Raw genomic sequence first — 20,035 nt, 5'->3', positions numbered from 1 at the left:
CAGGAGCAACAGATGACCATTCTTGTTGCGGCCGTTCTGGTCGTGGGCCTGCTCGGTGCGGTGAACTTCCTACTCACTTTCGGCGTACTCAAGCGTCTCCGTGAGCACACGGCGCTGCTCTCCAACGAGGCCGGGCTCTCCGCCGAACTGGGCATCGCCGATCCGGTGGGCGACTTCGCTGCGGTCGACACCGATGGCGTACCGGTGCGCCGCGAGCTGCTGCGGGGGGAGACCTTCGTGGCCTTCGTCTCCACGTCCTGTGACTCCTGTCGGGAAAAACTGCCCGAACTCGTCGAGCACGCCCGGCGGGTGCCTGGCGGCCGGGAGCAGGTGCTCGCTGTCGTCGCGGCCGGCGCCAACGATGCCGATGGGTTCGCCGAGCGACTCGCCGCAGTGGCGCGGGTCGTGGTCGAGCCGAAGGGCGGTCCCCTCAGCAACGCTTTCCGGGCCTTCACCTATCCCACCATGATGTGGGTCGGTCCGGACGACGCCGGTCGGGTGGTCCGGATCAAGCAAACGGCGCCGACCCCGGCATGACCGGGTGGCGGACACGGCGCAGCGGCGCCGCGGCGGGTGCCGGCCGTGGGTCGGGGGCGTCGGCACCACCGGTGCGGTCGGCACGCCGGATCCGTACGGCCTGCCTGCTCGTCGCCCGCGCCGCCCCGGTGACCCTGCTGGGGTACGTGGTGCTCCTGCTCGGCGCCGGTGTGCTGCCCGTACTGGTGGCGTGGTTGACCAAGGGGATTCTGGACGGACTCGCCGACGACGCGGCGCCGAAGGCCCTGACCCAGATCGGATTGGCACTTGCTGTCGCCGGCATGGTGGCGGGATCGGCGCCGCAGCTCACCCGGTACCTGCGGGCGGAGTTGGACCGGTCGGTCGGCCTGCTCGCGCAGGAACGGCTGTTCACGGCGGTGGACCGCTTCGTCGGTCTCGACCGGTTCGAGGACCCCCAGTTCCTGGACAGACTCCGGCTCGCCCAGCAGACCGGTGGCACCACCCCGAGCCAGGTCGTGGACGGTGTCCTGGGCACCGCCCGTACGGCGCTTACCGTCACCGGTTTCCTCGGGTCGCTCTACCTGTTCAGTCCGATGCTGGCCGTGCTGGTGTTGGCGTCGGCGGTGCCGATGCTCGCGACCGAGATGCTGCTTGCCCGCTATCGGGCCGGGATGCAGTGGCGGATCGGGCCGGCGGAGCGCCGCGAGTTTTTCTACAGCCAGTTGCTCTCCACCTCCGCGGCGGCAAAGGAGGTGCGACTGTTCGGCACCGGCGGTCATCTGCGGGCCCGGATGCTGGCCGACCGCCGGACGGTCAACCGGGCCAAGCACGTCAACGACCGCCGCGAGCTGTTGGCGCAGATCAGCCTGGCGCTCGTGTCCGCGGTCGTCGCCGGCATCGGCCTGCTGTGGGCGGTCCACGCCGCGGCAGCCGGCCGGATCACGGTAGGTGACATCACCGTCTTTGTCGCGGCGGTCGCCGGTGTGCAGAACGCGCTGGCCACGCTGGCTGCGGAGATCGCCCGCGCGCACCACGCGTTGCTGATGTTCGACCACTACGTGGCGGTGACGACGAGTCCGCCCGACCTCCCCGTCACCTCGCTCGCACAGCCGGTCGATCAGCTGAGGCGGGGCATCGAGCTGCGGGACGTGTGGTTCCGTTACTCCATCGAGGCGCCGTGGGTCCTGCGTGGGGTGAACCTGTGGATCCCGGCCGGCGCCACCCTCGCGGTCGTCGGGCTCAATGGTGCCGGCAAGTCGACACTGGTCAAGCTGTTGTGCCGGTTCCACGACCCCACCCGCGGACAGGTTCTCTGGGACGGGGTGGACATCCGCGAGATTGATCCGGCCCAGCTGCGGCTCCATATCGGCGCCGTCTTCCAGGACTACATGCACTACGACCTGACCGCAGCGGAGAACATCGCTCTGGGTGATCTCACCGCCCTGTCGGAGCGAGGACGGATCACCGCCGCAGCGCGTACCGCTGGCATCCATGACGTGCTGACCGCGCTACCGCACGGTTATGACACCCTGCTGTCCAGGATCTTCTACCAGGAGGCGGACAAGCAGGATCCGACCACCGGCGTGGTCCTCTCGGGTGGCCAGTGGCAACGGCTGGCGCTTGCCCGCGCCTTCCTGCGGGACCGGCCGGACCTGCTGATCCTCGACGAGCCCTCGGCCGGGCTCGATGCCGCAGCCGAGCACGAGATCCACCACCGCCTGCTGCGGCACCGCGCGGGCCGGACCAGCGTGCTGATCTCGCATCGGCTGGGCGCCCTCCGCGACGCCGACCTGATTGTCGTCATCGCCGACGGCGGCGTGACGGAACGAGGCACGCACGATTCCCTGATGGCGGCCGACGGCACCTACCGCAGGCTGTTCGACCTTCAGGCGTCCGGCTACGGCGAACACGCCGAGGGCGCGCTGACGACGGAGGCGAGATGATCGAAGAACCCGTCGGACGTACGCCGTCCGACCAGACGCTGACGGCACAGGCCGTCGGCGCCCTCACCCTCCTCGACGGGACCTTGCTGGCAGTAGCGTTGTGGCCGTACGCGTGGATGTTGATCTGCGGGGTGTCGGCGGCCCTGGCCGGCGCGGTCCTGCTCGGACGGTGCTTGCTGACACGTCGTCTCGTCGCGGTGACCGTGCACGGCGCCAGCATGGAGCCAACCTACCGGGACGGCGACCGGGTGCTGGTCCGGCGGGGCGGCGTGCCGGCCGTAGGACAGGTGGTGGTCGTGGAGTATCCGTCCCTCGACGGCAAATGGCACCTGCCGCTGTTGCGCGACGGTGCCTCGGCATCCGAGGTGGGCCGACGCCGGTGGCTGATCAAGAGGGTGGCGGCGGTGCCTGGTGATCCGGTGCCCCGTGACCGGGTGCCGGCGCTGGCCGAAGAACGAGTACCGTCAGGCATGGTCGTACTCCTGGGCGACAATCCAGGCTCAAGCTTCGACTCGCGGCGAATGGGTTACTTCTCCGGCGAGCGGGTACTGGGCGCGGTTCTCAACGCCCGTCGCTCGCCCTCGACATGACCGGCGGCCGGCATCCTTGTCCGGGTGCCGCAGAGTTCCAGCTTGGCCCGTACGGCATCGACGCCGTCGGTGTGCAGCTCGGTCATGATCGCGTACGCCCGTCCCCAACTGGTCGCGGCGGCCGTTATGTCCCCCAGCGCATGGTGGCAGTCACCCAGATGCGCCAGGGCCTCGGCTTCCTTGAAGCGATGTCCGACGTTCAGGCACAGTGCCTGCTCGTAGCACTCGACGGCGATGGTGTACTCGCCCAGTTGGTGGTAGGCATAGCCGAGGGTGTGCCAGGTGTTCACGGCCCCGGCGTCATCGCTCAGTTCGGCGTGCAGTGACAGCGCCTGCCGGCAGTATCCGATGGCCTGCCGATAGCTGCCGACCTGCGCGTAATCCCAACCCACCGCGTTCAGCGCCCGAGCCTGCCCGCTGCGGTCGCCACCTCGTTTGAACAGCTCGAGCGCGACCTGGTCGTGGTGTGTCGCCGCCCGCCGATCACCCTGCAACTCACACAGCCAACCCAGGCTCAGGTGGATGTACGCCTGGCCACTCGGATCCGCGGCGTCGACGAGATCGGTCAGTGCCCGGTGCAGCTGATCCCGCGCCTGTTCCGGTAGCCCGAGCCCGGAGAGCGCGTGGGAGAGTTCCCTGCGGCACTGGGCCTGCGCCGATCGGTCGTCGAGGCGGGACGCCGCCGACAGGGCCAGGGACTGGGTGGTCAGAACGTCGTGCCAGTAGCTGCCCCGGCCGAGGTAGGTGGCCGTCGCCCAGGCCAGCTGCCAGGCGTGCCGGTCGAGACCGGCTTGGGCGGCGCAACCGACCATGGCGATCAGCGTCTGATGCTCCACGGTGAACCAGACGAGGGGGTCACCCTCCGCGATGTCTTCGGGCGTCACGCCCTCCTCCGGTGCGACCACCGAAACCGGTTGCCTGTACGGCATCAGCACCCTGTCCGCCGCGACGGCGGAATGCAGGTAGTGGTCCAGCACCCGGCGCAGTGCAGCCCGCCGCTCGGGCTCGGCCTCGCTCAGTTCGCCCGCGTAGGCCCGGAGCAGATCATGCAGGACGTAGCGGCCCGGAACCGGTTCCCCAACCAGGTGGGCACCGGTCAGTTCGGCGAGCAGGGCGTTGGCCGCGCGCCGGCTCACACCGGCCATGCTGGCCGCGGAGGCGGCGCTGAACTCTGGGCCGGGATGTAGGCCGAGCAGCCGAAACAGTCGAGCCGCCGCCGGGGTCAGGGCCCGGTAGGACCAGGAGAACACGGCGCGTACGTCCATCGACGAGTCGCTGTCGGTGAGCCGGTCCAGCACACCGGCCCTGGCAAGATCGTCGGCGAGGGACCGGAGGGTGAACTGGGGGTTGGCAGCGGCCCGGGCTGCCGCGATGGACAGGGCCAGCGGAAGGCCCGCACAGAGCCGGGTGATCTCGGAGACGGCCTGGGGTTCCTTCCCGGCGCGGTCGGCGCCGATTCGGTCGCGGACCAGTTGGCCGGCCTCCTCCTCGTCCAACAGGCCCAGGGTGAGCGGGTGGGCGCCGTCGACGGCGATCAGCGATGACATCCGATTCCGGCTGGTCACCACTGTCACGCACGTGGTCGAGCAGGGAAGTAATGGCCGAACCTGGTCGGCGCTGTGGGCGTTGTCGAGGATGATCAGGATCCGTCGGTCCCGCAATTGGGCCTGGTATCTGGCCATCTGTGCGTTGAGGTTGGTCGGAATCTGCTCCGGTGCCACACCGAGTGCCTCGAGGAAGGCGCGCAGCACCTCGGTCGGCGCCAGCGCCGTGGCAGTGGCGTCGAAGCCGCGGAGGTTGGCATAGAGCTGCCCGTCGGAGAATCGAGGGGCCAGCCGGTGAGCCAGACGCAGACTCGAACTGGTCTTACCGACCCCGGCCGGACCGAGGACCAGCAGAATCGCCGACCGCTGCTCGTCACGGCCGATCAGCCGGGCCTCCGCGGTGGAAAGTTCCTGCGCCCGGCCGACGAAACACGGCAGGTCCGGAGGCAGCATCCGGGGCACCGAGGGCTGGCTGACCGACCCGCCGGTCGGTTGTTGCACCTCCCGCCGCAGGATGTCGCGCTGTAGGCCGTGTAGCTCCGGTGCATCGATGCCCCGGCGACCCAACAGCGCCAGGCCGTGCCGGCACACCTCCGCCGCCTCGTCAGTTCGGCCGTCGAGGTACAGGGTGAGGGCGAGCACGCAGCGCAGACCCACGTCGTACGGATCGGCGGCCACCGCGCCGGTAAGGTCGCCCATCGCCTCGGCGTGCCGCCCCAACTCGTTGACTGCCTCCGCGTAAGTGAGCAGTGCAGCACGGCGAACTGCCTGAAGTCGGGCGATTTCGGCCAACGCAAAGGGCTTGTCCGCGAGGTCGGCGAAGGGCTCGCCGTGCCATTGGTCGAGCGCAGTGCGCAGGATCGCGACGGCCCGGTCGGCCTGCCCGGTATCGCCGAGCGCCAGCAGTCGACGGCTCTCCCGGAGCGACTCCTCGAACCGGACGGCGTCGACGCACGCCGGTTCCAGGTCCAGCCGGTATCCCGCCGCGGTGCCGTGGCCAACCGTGGCGATGAGCCCCTTGCCACGCCGCCCCCGCTCACCGGGTTCGAGGGCACGCCGCAGGTGGGCGACATGGCTGCGGAGGGTGGCCCGCGCGGCGTCCGACACGTCGTCGCCGGCCAGCAGTGTCGCCAGTCGCCGGCTCGGCACCGGCTTGCCGAGCTCCAACAGCAAGATGGCGAGCAACGTGGTGAGCTGTGGACCCAGCGGGACCAGGACACCGTCTCGGCGTAGCTGCACGGGGCCCAGTATGGAGACGTCCATCCGTCCACTCGCCACATGCTCGTTCACCGGCACGCGCCCAGGTCACCGAGAGCGGGTACGGTCGGGACTGTCGCGCCTGTGGCCGGCCCGGCCGTCGACCGGAACAGGCCGATGGGGGCTACCCGAGTACGCAGCAGATCCCCCTCAGCCATCATCACTTGTTGATATAGGTGAGGTGCATTGTATAGGCGTCGTTGGGCCGGCGGCACCATGCTGCCGGCCGGCTACCGGCAACTGTCAGCTCCGCCTGAAAACGGGATCTGGGTCTGGCCCACTTTCCGTGATCGGGAGTGACCCTGTCAGGCCAGCAGGACTCGCTTGCGGAGCAGGACAACTACGCCACCCAGGTCAACTCGCGCGGAGGCGACAGCGGGGTCACGGCCACGGTACGGCACGAGTCGGGTGAAATCGGTGCGCGCGGGACGATGGGACTGGCCGGTACGGATGCGGTTGCAGACCGGATCGAAACCATGCCGGCTCATCGCCGCAAGGGCCTAGCCAGCGCGGTCATGGGTGCACTTGCCCGCTCTGCCATCGAAGAAGGCGTCGAACAGGGCATTCTCATCGCCAGCGAGGACGGTCAGCGTCTGTACAGGACGCTCGGCTGGAAGCCGGTTGCCGATGTGCTGATCGCAACGACGCCTGGCAACGCGTACCCGTCCTGAACGGCGCGGATATTCGCGACCGAACCACGCTCCTCGTCGTCGCCCAGGCGAGCGAGCAATCCAATATCCGACCACGACGGCCACTGATCTCGGCATAGCGCGTACTGGGGAGCGTGGTGGCTACCCGCCCACGCCCCGATGCGCAGCCATGATGACAACGGCGGCGGAGAGAGCGCCCAGTCCGTTGCCGTTCGGGACAATCACATCGACGGTCGCCCGGCCAGCGGCTCCAGGTCTGGACTCACGAGTCGGTGTGGTCATCGAGGTCACCGACGATCTCGTCCGGGGCGCGCATGTGCCACGCGTCGGTGACGAGTTCCCGCAGGCGGTCGACGCTGACCATTGCCAGCCGCAGCATGACCAGGGGCATCCCGTCATAGGCGGGCGTGGTGAAGAAGACCTCGGGCTCGCCGAGCAGCAGCGCCTGCTTCTCCGCTTCGTCGCCGACGTAGAGGACCGCGATGTCGGTCCGAATGCGGCGCGAGGCGCCGGGTCTGCGTTCCGGGTAAGACCAGACGAATCCCTTGCCGCCGACCCGGAAGTCGAAGCCGTCGCTGTTGATCTCGACCACGTGCGGCAGCACCAGTGCGAGTCGACGGACGTCGTCGGCGTCAGCCATCGAGGTCGCTCCAGCACGCCGTCATCGGCTCAGCCTAGTGCCGTGACCACGAACGTTTGGGGTGTTGGGTCAGGCTGCGCGGGTGGTGGGTTGGCCCCAGCGTCGTTGTCGTTCGCTGCAGATGCGGGCGCGTTCGCGGCGTTGGGCGGCCAGGACGTCGGGGTGGCGGGCGTTGGCGTTGCGCCACCGCAGGTAGTCCTGCAGTTTCCGGGTCAGCGCGGGGTGGTTGGGGTGGTTCGAGCCGGAGATCACGAAGGTGCGTGGCGGCCCGAACTGGGCCTCGATCGGGTTGGCCCAGGAGGCGTAGGTCGGGGTGAAGCAGAGCTCGACCTTGTTCCGGCCCGCCCAGGCCCGGATCTTGGCGTTTTTATGCGCGGACAGGTTGTCCAGGATCACGTAGATTGGCGCCCCGTCCGGACGGGCGGCCCGGATCGACTTGAGCGCGGCGAGGGTGTTCGCGCTGCTCTTGCGGCGCCGCACGACGCCCCAGAGTTGGTCGTCGCCCACGCTGTAGCAGCCGTGGAACTGCCGGACCCCGTGCAGCTTGTGGTATCGCGGGCAGCCGATGTGGGTGCCCGGCCGGCGCCCACCCGGTACCGGCCTGCGGACGGATCACCAGGGGCCCGAACTCGTCGAACGCGAACACCCGCTGCGGGAAATGGCTGCTGACGTACTCGATCCGGGCGAGTTTGGCCTCACGCTGCGGGTCGGTGGACTCCTTCCACGTCTTCGTCCGCTGGAAGGTGATCCGGTGCCGGTGCAGGATCTGCCGCAGCCGTTCCCGACCCACCGCGATCCGGCGAGTGGAATGAACCCGCAGGTGATCGGCGAGCTTGCGGATGCTCCACCGGGTGAACGGACGCCCCAGTTTCTCGGGGGCGGGTGTTGGCCGTCTCGACGATGAACTGCTCCTCGTCAGGACTGATCTGGCGGGGACGGCCACCCGCCCACCGAGGGTCCAGGCTGGCCATCCCCATCTCGTTGAACCGGTGGATGACCTGCCGGATCGTGTCCTCATCGGCTTGGACGAGGCGGGCGGTCGCCGGCACCGTGTTCCCGCTGGCAGACGCGAGCACGGTCATGGCCCGACGTAGTCGGATCGGTGAACCGGTTCCCCGGCGGGTGATTCTGAGCAGCTGCTGACCTTCGTGATCACTCAGCCGCCGCACGCGTACAGGATCTGCCACCGCCACAGCCTGACCGCCGCGGCGCCGCCCGGCCGACAGGTCGGACGGCGTGTCATCCAACACCGTGAACGTTCGTGGTCACGGCACTAGCCAGCGTGCGTGATCGAGGAGATGCCGCAGTGCGCCTGCGACGTGGCGGTGGCCCGCTATGCGCAGATCCTGCCGCCGGCCTTCGTGGCAAACGTTGAGTCGGCCGTGTTGGAGCGGGACGGCCCACGCACCCGCGCGGATCATCCTGTTAGGAGTTCTCAGAGCGACCGGCAATAGGGCATAGGTTCGGTCAGAAGATCACACCGGGGCAGCAAGCGGGCACAGGCATCAACGATCGTCGAGGAGCGGCCGATCCTCGGGTGGGATCCCCGTCTCCAGGTAGGGCCATGTTCCCTGGCATGACCGGTTCTTCTCGTCCTCGTTCTCTGTCCACTCCGGGCCTTCGTACGGCACCCTTGTAGATAGAAGGTTGGACGGTCGGGGACTGCCCGACGAGGAAATCCGCTGATCTTAGGGGACGATTCCAGTAGCAGAGGCCCAGAACCAGAGGCCAGCCACGACAGCTGCCGCAACCGCTGACCCGTTTGCGATCACCCTGAAGGCCCGACTGCTCCGGGTCCCGGAGTAGCACCACGCCGCGACGGAGGTGAGACCAAAAGCAGCCACCAGCGTTGGCGGGAGAACGACTGCAACGGCCAAGCCCGTCATGTTCTCCGGGACGTCAGCGCCGTAGGCAGCCACCGCCATGGAGACGAGTAGACCGACAACCAGCCACGCCGACACCGCGAGGGCCGCAGCAGGTAGGAACAGGGGGCGCAGGAAATGCGCCAGAGAAGACTGGTTCCCAGGTTGGGACCAGGCGTCGGGGTCGGCCACCGATTGATGGTGGCACATGGGCGGTTAGGCAGGCCACCCGCAGCGGTCCGGAGGTAGTCCGCAAGGGGTCGGCGGACGGCGGGGGAGTGGTGTGAGATGTCGAGGGGCCACTGCCGGTCTCGGCCAGGACGGAATCGACCATCTCGAACGGCACCTGCTGCGTCAACTCGCCCAGATGGCCCGGCGCGAATCGACCCGCAGCCACCACAGCCGTGCGATGCCGCCGGTTACCCCACCGACAATCGCCTCGGTGACGATCCGGGTGCACTGGCGAAGTAGGTATTGGAAAGGTGCGGTGTTCCGCCCAGCTGACCAGTACCACCAGGTCCAGCTACGCTGCGCTGCCGAATCCGAGGAGGTCGGGCATGACCGACACCGCCGTGCAGCAGCGCCGGGCCGCGTACACCGCGAACGTCGCCGCCGCCGCGACCGCACTGGGACTGCTGGCGTTCGCCGCCGACTCCGTTGACGGCGTCGCCGGCCATGTGATGGTCGCGCTGACCTCCAGCGGACTCGCCTGGGGGCTGGCCGCGGTCCTGGCCGGACGGTATGCGGATGCCACGTGGCGCGCCATCACGGGCGCCACCGGCCTGCTGGTTCTGGCCACCGTGTTGTACTACCTACTCATCCTGCTGGTTAGCCGCCGGTGGAGCGGTGGCACGTTGGCGGATGGCAGTTCGGCCAACATGGCCGGACTGCGCTCGGTCGCGGTAATGACTGCGGTGTGGCTGGCCGGGTCGTTGCTCGCTGGCCCGTTGCTCGGGCTGCTCGGCCACGCAGTACGCGCCAACAGCACCCGCCGCGCCGCCCTTGCCGCTGGTGTCGCGTGCGGGCTGCTGTCTGCCGAGGGCTGGCACGCGATCGTGCAGGCGCCGCCGTGGCGTCTGCTCGCCCTTGGTGATCCATTCTTCTACGGCGTCGCGGTCGGGGAGATCGTGCGAGTGGTGCTGCCGCTGGCTGTACTGGCGTGGCTGGTTGTGGCACACCGTCTCGGCCGGGACTGGCCGATGCTGCTCGCCGCCACCGTCGCCGCCGCGACGGCTGGCGCGCTGCTGTGGTATGCCTTGGGGCTGGTCCAGGGTGCTTGATTGCAGCGCGTTCCGGCCCGGACCAGCGGTGGAAATCGACCACGACGAGGTTTAGGGCTGCAGGTGGCAAGGCAGTCGGACCAATTGTCGCCAATGAATTGGGTCCATCGGTTGGCGGTGCGAGGGCGGATGCCGACCATGTCGGCGATCACGATAGTCGCCTGCTACCCGCGCACGCGGGGGTCAGCCCGCCGTGGTTCTGTCCGCGCTGGTCCAGTATGAGTGAGGCCGAGTTCGCCTGCGGTGAGGCCGTCGCTGATCTCGCGGACCAGTGCGGCTCCGGTTGCTGCCGCCCGGTCGAGGGTGGTGCGAAACTCGGCGAGTTGGCGGAATGCCTGTCCGTACGCTTGCTGCTGGTCGAGTGGCAGCACGGGGATCGCGAGTCGCCTGATGTCGATGCGTAGAGTGCCGTTGGCGGTGCTGGCGGCTCGGCCGGCGACGCGCAGGTTGTCGGTGCGGGAGATGACACCGGCGACGAACCATGGATCGAAGCGGGCCGTGTCGATGCGTATCAGCTGGGTGCCGGGTCCGAGTTCGGCTCCGACCTGGTCGGGGGTGGCCACTCGGGCGCTGATCTTGTTGCCGATGACGGGGACGAGGATGTCGTCGGCGCGTACTTGGGGCCCTGGGTCGTCGGTGGTGGCGCGGATCGCTGATCCGGTTGCCGGGCCGCCGGTCAGGATGTCGGCGGCGGTCAGTACGGCGGTGCTGGTGGTGGCGCTGCTTGATCGGCTGCGGGAGGCGGCGCGTTGGACGGTGATGCTGCCGGAGCGGATGAGGTCGGCGATGTCGGCTTGGCGGGCGGCGCGTAGCGGTGTTGTCTGTGCTTGTTGTACGGCGGGCAGGATGTGTCGCATGTGGTCGAGGAGTTGGTCGAAGTCGCTGATTCTGGCGAGGGTCTGGGCCGGGTTGGTGGCGAGGTCGTTGGCCTGCGGCAGGTAGCGTTGCGGGGTCAGGTCGACCTGGTCGTCGAGCATGTCGATGGCGGGCACGGCGCCGTGGACGCCGGGCAGTTCGGCGTAGTGGTCGGACAGGTAGGCCCGCCACGCGGTTCGCACTGTGTCCGACAGGTTGCGGCTGGTTGGGGCGGCTGTGGTGTCGACCATGAGCAGGTCGCCGGCGGGTGGCTGGTGCGGGTCGGGTTGGGTGAGGACCCAGACGTGCAGTCCGATGCCGGTCGGTGGCATCAGGCCGGCGGGCAGGGTGATGACCGCGCGCAGCACTCCGTGGCGGATCAGTTCGGCCCGAACGCGGCGGCCGGCTGGACGGGATGCGGCAGCCGGCGGCATGAGGACGACGGCGGTGCCGCCGGGGGAGAGGTGGGCCAGGGCGTGTTGCACCCAGGCGAGTTCGGGCTCGGTGCGTGGGGGCAGGCCGTAGGTCCAGCGGGGGTCGTAGGCGAGCCGGTCGTGGCCCCAGTCGTGAACGCCGAACGGAAAGTTCGCCACGACCACGTCGGCCCGCAGGTCTGGCAGCGCGTCGGCGAGCAGGCTGTCGCCGATGTGTACGACGGGTGGCTGCGTGTCGTGTCCGGCGCGGCGGGCGCGCAGGTGTACGAACCAGAGCCGCAGCAGGGTGATCACGGCGTACTGCGGGTTGATTTCCTGTGCGTAGCAGCGTGTGGTGGTGCCGCTTTGCAGGGCCTGGTCGGCGGCCATGCGCAGGATCGATCCGGTGCCGCTGGTGAAGTCGAACGTTCGGGTGCCGGAGCCGGCGAGGGTCAGGATCACCTCGGCGACGCTGTCGGGTGTGCCGGCGAGGCCGGACATCGAGTGGGCCGAGGTGACGTACTGGCTGTGCAGGTGTTCGAAGGCGGCTTCGGGGTTCTGTTCTGAGCTGAGTTGGTCGACCGTGCGGAGCAGCGTGGTGAGCTGCGCGGTCCACTGCTTCGGCAGCACGTTATCGACCAGTGTGGCCAGGCCGGGGTCGAGTGTGCGCAGGTGGGTGACGAGCTGTTCAGGGGTGGGGAGGCTGTCGCCGGCGGCGCCGGTCTGGTCGGCGCGGACCAGCAGGTGTGCGCCGGCGATGCTGAGGACGTCGCTGATCTGCGCCGCGGGCTGGTAGCTCTCGATGTGCCGCCACGCCTGCTGCTCGGTGCTGGCCTGGTGTAGCCGGCCGTGGCGGCGCAGCCAGTGCTCCACCTCCCCGGCGTCGAACGACGGGCTTGTCGGGGTGCCGCCCACGGGGGTGGGGAAGTCGGCATACCGGCGGCGCCAGTTGCTCACGGCCGCCCTGCCGACGTTGGCCAGTCGCGCGATGCCGCTGGCGGTCAGGGTTGCCTCGGTGGGGAGCATGCTCGCCTCTCTCGTCACACGTGAACGCTATCATGACGCAATCGCTTGTGTACACGCTTCACAATGGCTATGGTTCTCGTGAATCCCGACCTACACCTCTCATGGAGGAGCCATGCCGCGTCGTGGGCGCAGCACCACCATCGGAAAGTTCGCGAAGCTCTATCAGGACCGCCGGGTGTCCGAGATCCGCGTGCTCGGCGAGCTGCTGCGCCGCGAGCAGTGCGTCACGCCCGGCGTACGGCTGCAGCCGCGCGATGTCCGCGAGGACTCGGGAGCCCGCTGACTCGCCCGCCACTCGTTCCGACAACCGAAGGAGGACCATGAACACCCTTGTTCGTACCCGCGCCGGCCGCCCCGTCTCCGTACTTTCCGCCGGTCGCGTACGCCTTTCACGGTGCCCGGCGGTACGCACCGCGCTCCGCGAACACCACCCCGCAGGCGTACGCACGAGTGCGCCTTGACCCCGCCGTCGGTGCCGCCATCGCAGCCGCGTACATGGCGGCGCCGGTCCGCGACCAACGGGCCTACGCCGCGTACGCCGCGTTCTGCCGGGAGACGGCGCGGCAGTACCACTTCCTGATCGGTCGGGTGGAGTTCGGTGGCCTGGGCGTGACGGTGCGGATCGTGGATGAGGATCCGTACGCCGATGTTGAGTCGATGGTCGACGACGTGCGGCGGCGTCAGCTGAAGGTGTGGTCCAGCGCGGCCAGTGCCAACCCGCATCCATACCTCAGCGACGGGGAGAACGACATGTTCCGTGCGGTCCACGACGTGTTCGGGCACGCGGCGAGTGGCCGCGGCTTCGACCGGCACGGTGAGGAGGCGGCCTGGTTGAAGCACAGCACGATGTACTCGCCGTTGGCCAGGCGGGCCCTGACGACCGAGACGCGCGGGCAGAACTGTGCCCTGATCTTCCGCTACGGGGGTGATCGCTTTCCCGCGCAGAAGGCGGCGTTGCTGCCCCGGTCGTTCAGCGATCCGCGCCTGGTCCGCATCGAGAGGGGGACGTTCGCCGCTCCGCGCTGAGTCGCGCGATCTCTTCTCGCAGGTCCAGCACCGCTGGATGTTCCGGTCCGTCGACCCGGACACGGTCCTGCAGCAGGTTCTGCAATTGTCGCTCCGCCCGCTCGTGCTCGCCGAGCGCCACGTGGGCGCGCGCGGCGCGCAGCCGGAGGGCGAACACCAGGGGATCGTCGTCGCCGTGCTGCCGGGCGTGATGGTCGGCGAGTTGCCGCCACTGTCGTGCGGCGGCTCGGAACTCGCCGGCGGCGTGCAGCTGATCCGCCTCCTTCGCGGTCTGCTCGACGTCGATTTCGGATTGTTCGGTGGTAGCCGTCGCCGTGGGGCGGGTCTGCTGGGGGACCCGTCCCACGATCGCGGCGTAGTACCGCACTGCTGGGGCGGTGTCGGTAAGCACGCCGGGGATCGGCGGCAGGTCGTGGGAGAGCGGTGCCAGGACCTCGTACACGTCGGCGGCGCTGGCCGGCCGGTCCCGGGGGTCGAGTGCCAGCAGCGCGTGCACCAGGTCGTCGAGCACGGTGGGGATCTCCGGCCGCAGCTGGGCAGGTCGCGGCGGGGGATCACTCAGCTGGTGCCGCAGCGTGGTGGTGGTGGTCACGCCGTCGAACGGCGGGCGGCCGGTGAGCAGGTCGAACAGCGTGGCCCCCAGCCCGTACAGGTCGGTACGGTGGTCGGCGCGCTCGCCGAGGATCTGTTCGGGCGCCATGTAGCCCACCGTGCCAAGGCTCTGCCCGGTCTGGGTGATCCGGGAGTAGCGATCGTCGCCGTGAACGACGGCCAAGCCGAAGTCGAGGACCTTCACGGCGCCGCTCGTGTCCAGCATGACGTTGCTCGGCTTGATGTCCCGGTGCACCAGGCCGATCCGCATCGCCGCGTGCAGGACGCTGCTGACCTGTGCCCCGATGGCGGCCACCCACCCGATCGGGAGTGGACCCTGCTCGGCGGCCAGGTGCGTGAGCGTGATTCCGTCGATCTTCTCAAGGACCAGGTAGGGCTGGCCGGCTTGCTCGCCGAGGTCGAAGACCGCGGGCACGCCAGGGTGAGTGAGCCGAGCGGTCAGCAGGGCCTCACGGCGGAACCGTCGCAACAGGTCCAGGTCGGACATGGCGGCGTTGACGAACTTCACGATGACGGGGCGATCGAGCAGGGTGTCCTGCGCGGGCCACACCTCACCCATTCCCTTGTGCGCCAACGGGAATCGGCCCAGCTTGTATCGGTCTTTGAGGCTCGTACCGGGCACCACGGGGTTCAGCATAACGACCGACCGGGTCACCGCGCGGCACGCCCGCCGATCAGGAGTGTCCAAATCGGTGAGCGATGATCACAAATAAAGCCTTGCAAGCGCAGTTCACAACATGCTTGAATGTGGGCCATCCGCGCGCCCGCTTCACCAGCGCCCAAGCCCATGCTGCGCGACGTACGCGCTCAACTCTGTCCGCATCGCGACAGTTCACCTTCCACGCCCTGGCTCCGCCAGGCACCCACTGACGAGGGACGGTATGGCTGAGTTGGCCATCGGCCGGGAATTCCTTTCCGCCTACGCCAGGCTGCAGCGCCGGGTCCAGCGCGCCGTAGACGCCGCCATCAGCAAGTTCGCCGAGCACACCCACGCGGGCCTGCACCTGGAGAAGCTGACCGGGGCGCGAGATCCGAACATCCGCACCATCCGGATCGACCAGTTCTACCGCGGCGTCGTGCTCTCACTCGGAGCAGAGAAATACGCGCTGCTCGACGTCCTGCCACACGACGACGCCATCGCCTTCGCGGTGAGCCGCCGGTTCACCGTCAACCAGGCACTTGGCGTGTTGGAGATGCGCGACCAGGCGGGCATCGAGGAACTCGCCCGTACCGGCCCGTCGAACCCGTCCACCGGCCGCCTCTTCGACCACGTCTCCAACGCCGACCTCCTCCGGCTCGGCGTGGACGCGGACCTGCTGCCGCTGTTGCGCGTCATAGCCACGGACCAGCAGCTGGACAGCCTCGCCGGGCGCCTGCCGGAGGCCCAGCTCGACGTCCTGAACGGCCTGGCCAGCGGGCTGCCCGTCGAGGAGGTCTGGGCGGAGATGGCGGACCGGGCCGTGTCGGGCGTGGACGCCGACGACCTCCTCACCGCGGCACGCCGCACGCCCGAACGGATCCACTTCGTCTCCGGCCCGGTGGAGCTCGCCGCCATCCTCGCCCACCCGTTCGACGTGTGGCGCACCTTCCTGCACCCCACGCAACGCGACGTCGCCTACCGCGAGACCTACAGCGGCCCCGCGCTGGTGACCGGCAGCGCCGGAACCGGAAAGACGGTAACCGGACTGCACCGGGCGGTGTTCCTCGCCGAGCGGCTGCCGGACGGCGAGAAAGTCCTGCTGACCACGTTCACCCGCGCGCTCGCCGACGCCCTCGGCAACCAGCTGTACCGGCTCACCACCGACCCGAGCGTGCGGGCACGCATCGACGTGATCAGCGTCGACAAGCTGGCCTACGAGATCGTCGCCCGGGACGGCGCAAGAATACGAGTCGCCGAGAGCGGGACCATCGACCAGCTGTGGGAAGCCGCCGCGAAGGCCGGACCCACCTATCTGAACCGCGCCGGCCAGATCACCACGGCCAGCGCCGCCTTCCTCAAGCACGAGTGGGAGCAGGTGGTGCTGGCCCAACAGCTGACCACCCTGGACGCCTACCGCGACGCCCCGCGAAAGGGCCGCGGCGCGGGGCTGCGCAGGGCGCAACGTGAACAGGTGTGGACCTCGATCGACACCGTGGTGCGCGAGCTGACGAAGCAGCGCCTGCGCACCCACACCCAACTCGCCGACGACGCGGCCACCGTCGCACGCCGCTCACCAGCCCCGTACCGGCACGTCGTCGTCGACGAAGGGCAGGACCTGCACCCGGCACAGTGGCGTCTGCTGCGGGCACTCGTCGCGCCCGGCCCGAACGACATGTTCCTGCTCGCCGACCCGTACCAGCGCATCTACGACAGTCACGTGTCGCTGGCCCAGCTCGGCATCGAGGTCCGCGGCCGAACCCGCAGGCTCACCGTCAACTACCGGACCACCCACGAAATCCTCGATCTGTCGGTCAAGGTCCTGGCCGGCGACACCGCCACCGGCCTCGACGGACAGGACGACACGCTGCGCGGCTACCGCTCGATCACCCGCGGCGGCGTACCCGAGCTTGCCGCGCACGGCAGCCGCGACGGCGAGTGGGAAGCGTTGATCAAGCGGGTCGGGACCTGGCTGGACCAAGGCGTGGAACCCCACGCCGTCGGCGTGGCCGTCCGCACCGGGCAGCTGGTCAGGACCATCAGCAGAATTCTGAGCGACGCCCACATTCCCGTCGCCGACGACAAACGAGGCATCGACGGGGTGCGCGTCGACACCATGCACCGCATGAAGGGGCTGGAATTCCAGTGCCTTGCCGTCGTCGGGCTGGACGCGGGCGTGCTGCCGGCACCGAACGCGGTCACCTCGGCGGCGGAAGATCCGCATGCCCACGGGCAGGACCTGCAGCGCGAGCGCTGCCTGCTGTTCGTCGCCCTGACCCGCGCCCGCGACGTGCTCTACCTCTCGCACACCGGCACACCCAGCCCGCTCCTGCCGGTGAGCCGATGAACGGCCGAAATACTGTCGGCGGTCCCAAACTGGGCGACGCGGCACGCTCCGTCTGGGGCAAGACCGACCGCAGGGGCACCTCCCCGGTCGGGTGGCTGCCGCTGTGGCGGCACCTCGCCGACACCGCCGACGTCGCCGGACAGCTGTGGGACCACTGGCTGGGCGACGCGGCTCGCCGCCGCGTCGCCGACGAACTGCCCGGCGGCGACGCCGACGCCCGAACCCTCGCCGTCTGGATCGCCGGCGTCCACGACATCGGCAAGGCCACGCCCGCCTTCGCCTGCCAGGCGTACGCCCTGGCGGAGCGGATGCGCGACCACGGGCTCACCTACCACCGGGACCTGATCCGCGCCGACCGCAGGTACGCCCCCCACGCCACCGCCGGACACCTCGTGCTGGCGGACTGGCTGCAGGAACAGAACTGGATCGACCCGCACCCGTACGCGGTCATCGTCGGCGGCCACCATGGTGTCCCACCGACCGACGAAGGCCTCCGCGACGCGCAGGTGCGCCCGCATCTGCTCGGCGACCCGGCCTGGCGGCAGGTACAGCAGGAACTGCTCACCTGGATGACAGAGCGGTCCGGGGCAGGGGAGCGGCTCGTCGACTGGGGCGACGTTCCGCTGTCACAGCCCGCACAGGCCATCCTCACCGGCCTCGTGATCGCCGCCGACTGGATCGCCAGCAACGAGGACTTCTTCCCCTATCTCCTGGACAGCCCCGACACGCACCGACTCCAGGCCGGCTGGAACCTGCTGGACCTGCCCGCCCCCTGGCGGCCCGCCGCACCGCCGCAGAGCGTGGACGAGCTGTTCGGCACGCGGTTCACGCTGCCCGCCGGCGCGGCGCCACGACCCGTGCAACGCACGGTCGCCGAGCTGGCCGAAGCCATGCCCGTGCCCGGCATGATGATCGTCGAGGCGACGATGGGGGAGGGCAAGACCGAAGCCGCCCTGGCGGCGGTGGAGATCCTGGCCCGCCGCACCGGGGCATCCGGCTGCTACCTGGCCCTGCCCACCCGAGCCACCAGCGACGCCATGTTCGGCCGAATGCTGTCCTGGCTACGCCGACTGCCCGACACGCAGGTCGGCCGAGGCGACCGCGACGTCCGCCTGGCGCACGGCAAAGCAGCACTCAACCCCGAGTACGACCAGCTGCGCACCACCTCGCTGCCCAGCGGCATCGCCGAGGACGCCGGTGGCACCGACATCGGCGTACACACCTGGCTCGCCGGACCCAAACGGACACTGCTGTCCAGCTTCGTCGTCGGCGCCATCGACCAATTGCTGTTCGCGGCGCTGCGCAGCAAACACCTGGTACTGCGCCACCTCGGCCTCGCCGGCAAGATCGTCGTCATCGACGAGGCGCACGCCTACGACGTCTACATGGGCCGCTTCCTCGACCGGGCACTGGAGTGGCTCGGCGCCTACGGCGTACCGGTCGTCGTGCTCTCCGCCACCCTGCCAGCACACCGACGGGCCGAGCTGATGCAGGCCTACGACGCCGGCCGCCTCGGCCCACTGCCCCCGCTCACCTGGCGCGACCGCGGCAAACCGCGCGTCGACCCGTACGCCCCGCTCCGCACCGACCTGCGATACCCACTGATCACGGCCTCCACCACCGAACGCGGCGCCACCGCCACCAGCTGCGCCGACTCCGGACGCGGCATCGAGGTGACCCTGCGGCGCCTGGCCGACGACCTGCCCGCACTGACCGACCTGCTGCGCGACCAACTGGCCGGCGGCGGCTGCGCACTCGTGATCCGCAACACCGTGACACGGGTCCAGGAAACCGCAGCCGCGCTACGCGCGACGCTCGGACCGGACACCCCCGTGTCGGTGGCGCACTCCCGATTCATGGCCATCGACCGCGCCGCGAAGGACCGCTGGCTGCGCGACACGTTCGGACCACCCGGCAACGGCACCCGACCCCACCGGCACGTCGTGGTGGCCAGCCAGGTCGCCGAACAATCCCTCGACATCGACTTCGACCTGCTCGTCACCGACCTGGCCCCGGTCGACCTCGTCCTGCAACGCATCGGCCGGCTGCACCGCCATCCCCGCACCGACCGCCCCGCCCGGCTCGCGACCCCCACCTGCTGGATCAGCGGCGCCGACTGGACAACCGAACCGCCGCAACCGGTCACCGGCTCACGCCGCGTCTACCAGCCGGCCACGCTGCTCCGCAGCGCCGCGGTGCTGCTGCCACACCTGGACGGCGCACCGCTGCGGCTCCCCGCCGACATCGCCCCGCTCACCCAGACCGCCTACGCCGACGCCGCCGTCGGCCCGCCCTCCTGGCAGCCGGCAATGACCGAGGCGGAGGCGAAACAGCGAGACGAGATCACCACCAAGGAGTTGAAGGCCGACGGCTTCCGCCTGGCCAGCGTCGCCGAACCCGGCGTACCGCTGATCGGCTGGCTCACCGGCGGCGTCGGTAACGCCGACGACCGCGCGGCGCAGGGTCACGTCCGCGACACCGACGCCGAATCCCTTGAGGTCCTGCTGCTGGTACGCACACCGGACGGCCTGATCCTGCCACCGTGGATCGACGGCGGCGGCGTACCGGTCGCGACCAGCAGCGTTCCGCGCCGGCCACTGCCCCGGCTGATCGCACGCTGCACCCTCCCGCTGCCACGTGCGATGACCGCCGCCGACGTGATCGACCAGGTCATCGACGAACTGGAGCAGCGCACCGACGTCAGCGCCTGGCAGGACAACCCCTGGCTCGCCGGTGAGCTCGTACTCGACATCGACGCGGACGGAAACGCAACGGTGGCCGGCTTCGACCTGCATTACCACCCCGACGAAGGGCTGCGGGTCACCCGCGCCACCACCTGAACCACATCGACCCGA

The 20,035-nt window shown here is 69.5% G+C and carries 14 protein-coding genes and 1 pseudogene; 10 read left to right on the top strand and 5 right to left on the bottom strand.

The genetic code is table 11. The features are described 5' to 3' along the window. The first annotated feature begins 12 nt into the window (after positions 1-12). The 3 genes from ACIRG9_RS13250 to ACIRG9_RS13240 all read left to right on the top strand — a co-directional run bounded on the left by ACIRG9_RS13250 (position 13) and on the right by ACIRG9_RS13240 (position 3,031). Positions 13-537 carry a hypothetical protein gene (locus ACIRG9_RS13250; RefSeq protein ID WP_402854556.1) on the top strand — a complete coding sequence of 175 codons (525 nt, stop codon included), beginning with the start codon at positions 13-15 and terminating at the stop codon, positions 535-537. Positions 538-608: 71 nt separating this feature from the next. Continuing rightward, the gene (locus tag ACIRG9_RS13245; RefSeq protein ID WP_402854555.1) at positions 609-2,441 is read left to right on the top strand and encodes an ABC transporter ATP-binding protein; all 1,833 of its coding nucleotides are present in this window, start codon (positions 609-611) and stop codon (positions 2,439-2,441) included. Beyond that, a complete protein-coding gene (locus ACIRG9_RS13240) occupies positions 2,438-3,031 on the top strand; it encodes a S26 family signal peptidase (protein ID WP_402854553.1) in 594 nt (197 codons plus the stop codon). Before ACIRG9_RS13245 ends, ACIRG9_RS13240 begins: the two co-directional genes overlap by 4 nt. Here the strand turns inward: ACIRG9_RS13240 and ACIRG9_RS13235 are convergent. After that, entirely contained in the window at positions 2,968-5,814 is a 2,847-nt protein-coding gene (locus tag ACIRG9_RS13235; RefSeq protein WP_402854552.1) for a BTAD domain-containing putative transcriptional regulator, read from the bottom strand. The genes ACIRG9_RS13240 and ACIRG9_RS13235 overlap by 64 nt on opposite strands. Before the next feature lie 314 nt (positions 5,815-6,128). On the opposite strand from ACIRG9_RS13235, the gene ACIRG9_RS13230 reads away from it, so the two are divergent. Beyond that, positions 6,129-6,503 carry a GNAT family N-acetyltransferase gene (locus tag ACIRG9_RS13230; protein ID WP_402854550.1) on the top strand — a complete coding sequence of 125 codons (375 nt, stop codon included), beginning with the start codon at positions 6,129-6,131 and terminating at the stop codon, positions 6,501-6,503. Between the two features lie 241 nt (positions 6,504-6,744). Here the strand turns inward: ACIRG9_RS13230 and ACIRG9_RS13225 are convergent, their stop codons facing one another. Beyond that, complete coding sequence (locus ACIRG9_RS13225; RefSeq protein ID WP_402854548.1) at positions 6,745-7,122, bottom strand: MmcQ/YjbR family DNA-binding protein; 378 nt, start codon at positions 7,120-7,122, stop codon at positions 6,745-6,747. Between the two features lie 69 nt (positions 7,123-7,191). Next, a pseudogene (locus ACIRG9_RS13220) lies at positions 7,192-8,309 on the bottom strand (IS630 family transposase). 99 nt (positions 8,310-8,408) lie between these two features. On the opposite strand from ACIRG9_RS13220, the gene ACIRG9_RS13215 reads away from it, so the two are divergent. Continuing rightward, positions 8,409-8,576 carry a hypothetical protein gene (locus tag ACIRG9_RS13215; RefSeq protein WP_402854546.1) on the top strand — a complete coding sequence of 56 codons (168 nt, stop codon included), beginning with the start codon at positions 8,409-8,411 and terminating at the stop codon, positions 8,574-8,576. A gap of 965 nt (positions 8,577-9,541) precedes the next feature. Further along, the gene (locus ACIRG9_RS13210; protein WP_402854544.1) at positions 9,542-10,264 is read left to right on the top strand and encodes a hypothetical protein; all 723 of its coding nucleotides are present in this window, start codon (positions 9,542-9,544) and stop codon (positions 10,262-10,264) included. Between the two features lie 164 nt (positions 10,265-10,428). On the opposite strand, the gene ACIRG9_RS13205 is transcribed toward ACIRG9_RS13210, so the two are convergent. After that, a complete protein-coding gene (locus ACIRG9_RS13205; protein ID WP_402854542.1) occupies positions 10,429-12,576 on the bottom strand; it encodes a class I SAM-dependent DNA methyltransferase in 2,148 nt (715 codons plus the stop codon). 94 nt (positions 12,577-12,670) lie between these two features. Here ACIRG9_RS13205 and ACIRG9_RS13200 point away from each other — a divergent pair, with 94 nt between their 5' ends. Beyond that, positions 12,671-12,841, top strand: a complete 171-nt coding sequence (locus tag ACIRG9_RS13200; protein ID WP_402854541.1) for a hypothetical protein — start codon at positions 12,671-12,673, stop codon at positions 12,839-12,841. A gap of 47 nt (positions 12,842-12,888) precedes the next feature. Next, on the top strand, positions 12,889-13,584 hold the full coding sequence (locus ACIRG9_RS13195; protein WP_402854539.1) for a hypothetical protein: 696 nt from the start codon (positions 12,889-12,891) through the stop codon (positions 13,582-13,584). On the opposite strand, the gene ACIRG9_RS13190 is transcribed toward ACIRG9_RS13195, so the two are convergent. Further along, positions 13,529-14,821 (bottom strand): protein kinase, encoded by a 1,293-nt coding sequence (locus ACIRG9_RS13190; protein ID WP_402854537.1) that lies wholly within the window; start codon positions 14,819-14,821, stop codon positions 13,529-13,531. The two genes, ACIRG9_RS13195 and ACIRG9_RS13190, sit on opposite strands and share 56 nt — an antisense overlap. A 256-nt stretch (positions 14,822-15,077) precedes the next feature. Here ACIRG9_RS13190 and ACIRG9_RS13185 point away from each other — a divergent pair, with 256 nt between their 5' ends. Continuing rightward, a complete protein-coding gene (locus ACIRG9_RS13185) occupies positions 15,078-17,180 on the top strand; it encodes a UvrD-helicase domain-containing protein (protein WP_402854535.1) in 2,103 nt (700 codons plus the stop codon). After that, positions 17,177-20,020, top strand: a complete 2,844-nt coding sequence (gene cas3 / locus ACIRG9_RS13180; RefSeq protein WP_402854533.1) for a CRISPR-associated helicase Cas3' — start codon at positions 17,177-17,179, stop codon at positions 20,018-20,020. Before ACIRG9_RS13185 ends, cas3 begins: the two co-directional genes overlap by 4 nt. Positions 20,021-20,035 lie beyond the last annotated feature (15 nt).

Source organism: Micromonospora sp. NPDC093277 (assembly GCF_044765245.1).
In the GTDB taxonomy this organism is placed as follows: Bacteria; Actinomycetota; Actinomycetes; order Mycobacteriales; family Micromonosporaceae; genus Micromonospora.
The sequence above is the reverse complement of the archived record's forward strand: the minus strand, read 5'-3'. Positions and strand labels throughout refer to the sequence as shown.